At 45.1% G+C, this 7,247-nt stretch carries 7 protein-coding genes and 1 pseudogene; all 8 read right to left on the bottom strand.

What is annotated here, in order from left to right:
- Positions 1–294 precede the first annotated feature (294 nt).
- Positions 295–915, bottom strand: a complete 621-nt coding sequence (locus LH47_RS13720) for a thymidine kinase (protein ID WP_043968467.1) — start codon at positions 913–915, stop codon at positions 295–297.
- A gap of 84 nt (positions 916–999) precedes the next feature.
- Positions 1,000–1,200 (bottom strand): 50S ribosomal protein L31, encoded by a 201-nt coding sequence (gene rpmE, locus LH47_RS13715; RefSeq protein ID WP_003397039.1) that lies wholly within the window; start codon positions 1,198–1,200, stop codon positions 1,000–1,002.
- Positions 1,201–1,310: 110 nt separating this feature from the next.
- Positions 1,311–2,597, bottom strand: a complete 1,287-nt coding sequence (rho, locus tag LH47_RS13710) for a transcription termination factor Rho (RefSeq protein WP_043968465.1) — start codon at positions 2,595–2,597, stop codon at positions 1,311–1,313.
- A gap of 169 nt (positions 2,598–2,766) precedes the next feature.
- The gene (gene glpX, locus LH47_RS13705; protein WP_009360978.1) at positions 2,767–3,729 is read right to left on the bottom strand and encodes a class II fructose-bisphosphatase; all 963 of its coding nucleotides are present in this window, start codon (positions 3,727–3,729) and stop codon (positions 2,767–2,769) included.
- Between the two features lie 26 nt (positions 3,730–3,755).
- Positions 3,756–5,042 carry a UDP-N-acetylglucosamine 1-carboxyvinyltransferase gene (locus LH47_RS13700; RefSeq protein WP_043968462.1) on the bottom strand — a complete coding sequence of 429 codons (1,287 nt, stop codon included), beginning with the start codon at positions 5,040–5,042 and terminating at the stop codon, positions 3,756–3,758.
- Between the two features lie 57 nt (positions 5,043–5,099).
- Positions 5,100–5,747, bottom strand: a complete 648-nt coding sequence (gene fsa, locus LH47_RS13695) for a fructose-6-phosphate aldolase (protein ID WP_035020152.1) — start codon at positions 5,745–5,747, stop codon at positions 5,100–5,102.
- An 83-nt stretch (positions 5,748–5,830) separates the two neighbouring features.
- Positions 5,831–6,691 carry a class II fructose-bisphosphate aldolase gene (locus LH47_RS13690; RefSeq protein ID WP_043968461.1) on the bottom strand — a complete coding sequence of 287 codons (861 nt, stop codon included), beginning with the start codon at positions 6,689–6,691 and terminating at the stop codon, positions 5,831–5,833.
- 412 nt (positions 6,692–7,103) lie between these two features.
- A pseudogene (locus LH47_RS15635) lies at positions 7,104–7,247 on the bottom strand (UPF0236 family protein); the annotation flags it as partial.

Raw genomic sequence — 7,247 nt, 5'->3', positions numbered from 1 at the left:
TCCAAAAGGGCCGCCAACAAGACAGCGAACACCTTTTGAAGAGTTCTGACTAATTGTTCCTCCAGCTCTTTTAATAAAGGCCATTCTGTGGTAAAATGTTTCATGGACTCTCTCCCTCCTGTTTTATTGATGTTGGTCATCACCATCATAGCAGGGAGAGAGTCCTTTTTGCATGACATTTGCTTTTTTCTACCGCGCTTCGCTTGGTGGCCCCGACGAGCGTCGCGAACAAAAGTTCGCAACCCTCGTCGGGGAATCATTCCTGAATGTCACCCACAAATATTTTACTCACACTTATGGACGAGTGGTCGTTTCTTTACATGCTTTATTTTTCTTTGGATGATCAGGCACTTCATGATGATGGCGGCATCGTGGTTCGTACGATTCGCTTGCTCCGATTAAAATGACGGGATCGTGGTAAGATGCTGGACGCCCATTAATGAGCCGCTGTGTGCGCGAGGCAGGGGAACCGCAAACGGTACAAACAGCTTGTAGCTTTGTCACCGATTCAGCAATCGCCATCAGCGTTGGAACAGGTCCGAACGGTTCGCCGCGAAAATCTTGATCTAAACCAGCAACAATGACACGGTATCCTTCATCGGCGAGCTGTTGAACAACATCAACGACATGTCCATCAAAAAATTGCACTTCATCAATCGCGACAACGTCTGTATGCGTTGTCAAGTGCTTTCGAATGTCTGATGCACATGACACAGGAATAGCAATAACAGATGTTCCATTATGAGAAACAACTGCTTCTTCGCTATATCGATTATCGATCGCTGGCTTAAACACTTTCACTTCTTGTTTCGCAAACTGTGCGCGACGTACGCGGCGGATCAGTTCTTCCGATTTTCCGGAAAACATGCTACCGCAAATGACTTCTAGCCAGCCGGATTGCTTCATAACATACATCAGGGCGACCCCTTTCTTTCAAACTTTCACGAAAAAAACAGGCAAGTGAAAAAAGTTCGCTTGCCTGTTTTCATGATATACGGATTACTTAAGGCCGTATTTTTTGTTAAATTTATCAACACGTCCTGCAGCAGAAGCGAATTTTTGACGTCCTGTGTAGAATGGGTGGCACGCTGAGCAAATTTCTACGCGCACTTCGTCTTTCACAGAACCGCTCTCAAACTCGTTTCCACACGCGCATTTAACCATCACTTTTTTATAGTTTGGATGGATTCCTGCTTTCATCTCATTTCATCTCCTTCCGCCCTGAATCTTTTCGAAACAGAGTTTATATGCAATAAAAAACACACATGACAAAATTATAACAACCGTATCACTGTTTTGCAACTATCCATTTATAACCGTTTCAAATTTCCGGCTGCTTTCCACTCTTCATCCAGCATCGCAAAAAACTCTTCGTTCGTTTTCGTTTGCTTTAATCGATGAATAAATCGTTCAATAAAGTCTGGCGTATCTGACATCGTTTTACGAATTGTCCACAATTTTTCTAAATGTTCTTTTGGAATTAATAACTCTTCTTTTCGCGTGCCAGAACGACGAATGTCGATAGCAGGGAAAATTCGTTTTTCCGCTAATGAGCGATCGAGATGAAGCTCCATATTTCCCGTTCCTTTAAATTCTTCATAAATGACATCGTCCATGCGCGAACCTGTATCGACAAGAGCAGTAGCTAAAATCGTTAAGCTGCCCCCTTCTTCGATGTTTCGCGCCGCTCCAAAAAACCGTTTCGGACGGTGGAATGCGGCCGGGTCAATTCCTCCCGATAACGTACGTCCGCTTGGAGGAATGACTAAGTTGTATGCGCGCGCTAAACGCGTAATACTATCCATTAAAATAACGACATCACGCTTATGTTCAACGAGGCGCATCGCACGTTCGAGCACAAGCTCCGCCACTTTAATATGGTTTTCCGGCACCTCATCAAACGTGGAGCTGACGACATCCGCCGATACAGAACGTTCAATATCCGTCACTTCTTCTGGGCGCTCATCAATAAGCAAAACGATGAGTTCAACATCTGGATGATTTGTCGTAATGCTGTTGGCAATTTCTTTTAACAACATCGTTTTTCCCGCTTTCGGAGGCGCAACAATTAAACCGCGCTGACCGAATCCGATCGGAGCAATCAGATCAATGAGGCGAGTAGATAGCTTGTCTGGTGTCGTCTCTAGTTTCATTTGTCGGTTCGGATAAAGCGGTGTCAACGCCGGGAAGTGAACGCGTTCTTTCGCAATTTCTGGGTCTTCACCGTTTACTGCCTCGACGTGCAGCAAGCCGAAATACCGTTCATTTTCTTTTGGCGGGCGCACTTTTCCTGATACTTTATCACCGTTGCGCAAATCAAAGCGGCGAATTTGCGATGCGGAAATATAAATATCTTCCGAACTAGGGGAATAGTTAATTGGACGCAAAAAACCGAATCCTTCTGATTGAATAATTTCAAGCACGCCTTCCATGAAAAAGAGGCCGTCTTGTTCAGCGCGCGCTTTTAAAATGGCAAAAATCAATTCTTTCTTTGTCAGTTTACTGTAATACGAAACTTTGTATTGGCGAGCTAATTCATATAGCTCTTTAATCGTCATATTTTCTAGCGTTGCAATCGTTAAATCTCCTAACTCCATACTTACACCACTCTTTTATTTAATTTTCATGAATTGCTCTTTTGGATGGAAACAGCGAAGACGAAAAGATGATGACGAGAAGAAACGTAACATGACTATTTTACCCTTTTTTTATATTGTCAATCAATAGAAAAAGAGCGAGAGCGCGAAAAGTTCGCGCATCCCGCGATTATTTGATGACGAGGTTCGGCTTTTTCCTTAAGCTATGGCGCCCTTCAATGAAACGAACGGTACCTGATTTCGCACGCATGACAACGGAGTGCGTCTCGCCATACGTTCCTTTAAATTGCACACCGCGCAACAATTCTCCGTCCGTCACACCCGTGGCTGCAAAAATGGCGTCGTCACCTTTTACGAGATCTTCCATGCGCAATACACGGTTTACATCTAATCCCATTTTTTTGCATCGCTCTAGTTCCGCATCGTTTTGTGGCAATAGCTTCCCTTGTATTTCCCCACCGAGACATTTGAGCGCCACAGCGGCTAACACCCCTTCTGGGGCGCCTCCTGACCCAAATAAAATGTCTACACCTGTATGATCAAACGCTGTATTAATTGCAGCAGCGACGTCACCGTCATTAATGAGCTTAATGCGCGCTCCTGCTTCACGCAACTCTGCAATGATGCGCTCGTGGCGCGGACGATTTAAAATGATCGCCACAACGTCTTCAATATCTTTATTTTTCGCTTTAGCAACAGCTTTTAAATTATCGATAATCGGCGCATTAATGTCGATCATGCCGACCGCTTCTGGCCCAACCGCAATTTTGTCCATGTACATATCTGGCGCATGAAGCAAATTGCCGTGATCCGCCACAGCGACAACCGCTAACGCGTTCCACCCACCAGAAGCGACAATATTCGTCCCTTCAAGCGGATCAACCGCCACATCAACGCGCGGACCGTAACCGTTGCCAAGCTTTTCCCCAATATATAGCATCGGTGCTTCGTCCATTTCCCCTTCACCGATAACGACCGTTCCTTTCATCGGAATCGTATCAAATACGTCGCGCATCGCAGACGTGGCCGCTTCATCTGCTTCGTCTTTTTTCCCGCGCCCCATCCAGCGAGCTGCAGCTAATGCAGCAGCTTCTGTGACACGGACGAGCTCCATCGATAAACTTCTTTCCATCGTTTCTCCCTCTCCCCTTTGGTGCATTATGTGTTCTTCAGTTGTTCGATTTCTTGTTCTGTCATTTGTTCGCGCCAAACGGTAGCGCCAAGGTTGACAAGTTTGTCAGCTAAGTTGCTGTAGCCGCGATCAATATGCTCTAATCCTGTAATTTCTGTAACCCCTTCGGCCATTAATCCGGCGACGACAAGCGCGGCACCTGCACGCAAATCGGTTGCACGCACTTTTGCTCCTTGTAGTCGTGATGGACCTGTAATAATGGCTGAACGTCCTTCGACTTTCACATTGGCGTTCATACGCCGCAATTCATCAATATGTTTAAATCGGGCGCTATAAATTGTATCTGTGACAATGCTCGTCCCAGACGCTTTCGTTAATAGTGAAGTGAATGGCTGTTGTAAATCGGTCGGAAAGCCGGGGTAAACGAGCGTTTTAATATCGACGGCACGAAGATGATCTTTCGTGGCAATAAAAATTTGGTCATCGCTCGCTTCAACAACAACACCCATTTCTCGCATTTTTGCAATGACTGCTTCCAAATGCTGCGGAATGACGTTGTCAATAATCATTTCTTTCCCCATGGCCGCACCGATAATCATATACGTCCCCGCTTCAATGCGATCCGGAATAATGGAATGGCGGCAACCGTGCAACTGTTCCACTCCGTCAATGCGAATGACATCCGTTCCTGCTCCTTTAATACGCGCGCCCATGTTCGTCAACAACGTCGCAACGTCAATAATTTCCGGCTCTTTTGCCGCGTTTTCAATAATCGTTCTCCCTTTTGCTAAGACTGCAGCTAACATAATGTTAATCGTCGCCCCAACGCTGACAACGTCTAAATAAATGCGCGCTCCGCGAAGCTCTTCCGCCCGTAAATAAATCGCTCCTTGCTCGTTAGTCACTTTCGCTCCAAGCGCCTCAAACCCTTTAATGTGTTGATCAATTGGGCGCGGCCCTAAATGGCAACCACCTGGAAGGCCGATGACCGCTTTTTTAAAACGTCCAAGCATCGCGCCCATCAAGTAATATGACGCGCGTAATTTTTTTACTTTTCCGTTCGGCAAAGGCATGGAAACGATATGCGACGGGTCAATGACGACTTCGTTTTCGTCAAAATGAAATGTACCGCCAATTTCTTCAATTAATTGTCCTAGCACATGAACGTCTGAAATGTTCGGCAACCCTTCAATGACTACAGGTGAGTTGGCTAAAATAGCGGCTGGAATGAGCGCGACGGCGCTATTTTTCGCTCCACTAATGCGCACGGATCCTTGAAGGAGGTCACCGCCGACAATTTTTAACTTTTCCATATGTGTCTCCCTTCTCGCAAAGCAAGTCCTAGAACGCGACGGAAAACTGCTAAATCATTATTTTTGGTTTGCTTTATTCCAGTCTGCTAAAAACTTTTCGATGCCTTGATCTGTAAGCGGATGTTTAAATAGTTGCATAAGCACGTTGTAAGGCACTGTCGCAATGTGTGCACCTTTTAATGCTGCTTCTGTCACATGTTGCGGATGACGGATTGATGCTGCGATAATTTCTGTATCAATGTCGTGGATGGCAAAAATGTTCGCAATCGTTTCAATTAAATCTAAGCCGTTATGACCGATATCATCTAAACGACCTAAAAACGGCGATACGTATGTCGCACCAGCACGCGCCGCTAGCAACGCTTGATTCGCGCTAAAAACAAGCGTGACATTTGTTTTGATTCCTTTTTCGCTAAATACTTTTACCGCCTTTAACCCTTCTGGCGTCATCGGCACTTTAATCGTAATGTTCGGTGCGATTTTCGCTAATTCTTCCCCTTCTGCAATCATGCCTTCTGCATCCGTTGCGATCACTTCCGCACTAACGGAACCGGAAACGAGAGACGTAATTTCACGAAGACGATCGTGGAACGATACGTTTTCTTTTGCGACGAGGCTTGGATTTGTTGTTACTCCCGCTAAAATGCCTAGTTCATGGGCGTGGCGAATTTCATCAATGTTTGCCGTGTCAATAAAAAATTTCATAATTTTCAACCTCCTAAACGCTTTCAAAAATAGAATGAAACAAAACCGCCCGCTTCAGCAAGGCTGAAACGGTGCGGCTTGTATTACAACGCTTTGCCGGAAGAACCAAATTCGCGCATTTTGCCGATGACTGTTTCTTTAATCGCATCGCGACCAGGGCCGAGGAATTTGCGTGGATCGTACACTTTTTCATCTTTCGCTAACACTTCACGCACAACTTTTGTAAACGCCATTTGGTTTTCTGTATTCACGTTAATTTTAGATGTACCAAGCGAAATGGCACGTTGAATTTGTTCTGTTGGGATGCCCGTTCCACCGTGTAAAACGAGCGGTACACCTGTACGATCGCGAATTTCTTCCATCTCTTTAAATCCTAATTTTGGCTCTCCTTTGTATGGACCGTGTACAGAACCGAGCGCTGGCGCTAAACAGTCAATGCCTGTGCGCTTGACAAGTTCTTCGCACTCATCTGGATTTGCATAAATAATTCCTTCTGCAACAACGTCATCTTCTTGTCCGCCAACTGTTCCTAACTCCGCTTCAACAGATACACCACGCGCATGAGCGTACTCAACAACTTTTGATGTAATTTCAACGTTTTCTTCAAACGGATGATGTGATGCATCGATCATAACAGATGTAAATCCAGCGTCAATCGCCGCTTTACATTTTTCAAAGCTTGAACCGTGGTCAAGGTGAATAGCGACAGGAACCGTAATGTTCATGTCTTCCATTAATCCTTTCACCATGTTCACAATCGTTTTGAAGCCGCCCATGTAGCGAGCTGCTCCTTCAGACACGCCAAGGATCACAGGAGATTTTTCTTCTTCCGCTGCTGCTAAAATCGCTTGTGTCCATTCTAAGTTGTTAATATTGAATTGACCGACTGCATACTTGCCTGCCAATGCTTGTTTAAGCATTTCCGTCATCGAAACTAAAGGCATCGCTAAATCCTCCTTAAATATAGCCATTATTCACTATCCGAAAGCGCCTTTCACATGTACAATGACCAAAATACGACAAATTTATACAAGACGACATCGAATAGTATGTACATTATAAGAATAACAAACTTTGTTTCCGCACATCAACATTATTCACCGAAACGAACGAAACTTTGTGAAAAAAGTTCAAAAAGCTGTCAACGGTTAACCAATATATTTTTTCACAGCCTCACGCATATCGTCTATGTCAAAAGGTTTCGCGAGTCAGTCAAGACTTTGTGGAGAACATTTTTTCGGTTCACTACGGGTGTTGTCAATCACTAGTTAGCGAACCATTTTCAGGAATTGATATCGTAAGCGCTTTTGGACTCTCATCCCTCATCTTGAAGTGATGATATTGTATTCCATTTTTTTACACCCAACCAAAATCCCGAAGCGCCGACAACGCTTGATGGATCGGCGTCCCGGATGACCGCTGCAGACACGGTAGATTCTGACGCACCACATCTGCCCACAACCGTCCTGCCTTCCGTTTGGCCTGTTCAACCCGCTTGGA

This window comes from Anoxybacillus thermarum, assembly GCF_000836725.1.
In the GTDB taxonomy this organism is placed as follows: domain Bacteria; phylum Bacillota; class Bacilli; order Bacillales; family Anoxybacillaceae; genus Anoxybacillus; species Anoxybacillus thermarum.
Note: the sequence above shows the minus strand (reverse complement) of the source record. Positions and strands in the feature narration are given on the sequence as shown.

Bases quoted from the DNA above. Each gene is read 5' to 3' on its own strand.
- fsa (WP_035020152.1), bottom strand. From the start codon at position 5,747: ATGAAATTTTTTATTGACACGGCAAACATTGATGAAATTCGCCACGCC.
- rho (WP_043968465.1), bottom strand. From the start codon at position 2,597: ATGGAGTTAGGAGATTTAACGATTGCAACGCTAGAAAATATGACGATT.
- glpX (WP_009360978.1), bottom strand. From the start codon at position 3,729: ATGGAAAGAAGTTTATCGATGGAGCTCGTCCGTGTCACAGAAGCTGCT.
- rpmE (WP_003397039.1), bottom strand. From the start codon at position 1,200: ATGAAAGCAGGAATCCATCCAAACTATAAAAAAGTGATGGTTAAATGC.
- LH47_RS13700 (WP_043968462.1), bottom strand. From the start codon at position 5,042: ATGGAAAAGTTAAAAATTGTCGGCGGTGACCTCCTTCAAGGATCCGTG.
- LH47_RS13690 (WP_043968461.1), bottom strand. From the start codon at position 6,691: ATGCCTTTAGTTTCGATGACGGAAATGCTTAAACAAGCATTGGCAGGC.
- LH47_RS13720 (WP_043968467.1), bottom strand. From the start codon at position 915: ATGTATGTTATGAAGCAATCCGGCTGGCTAGAAGTCATTTGCGGTAGC.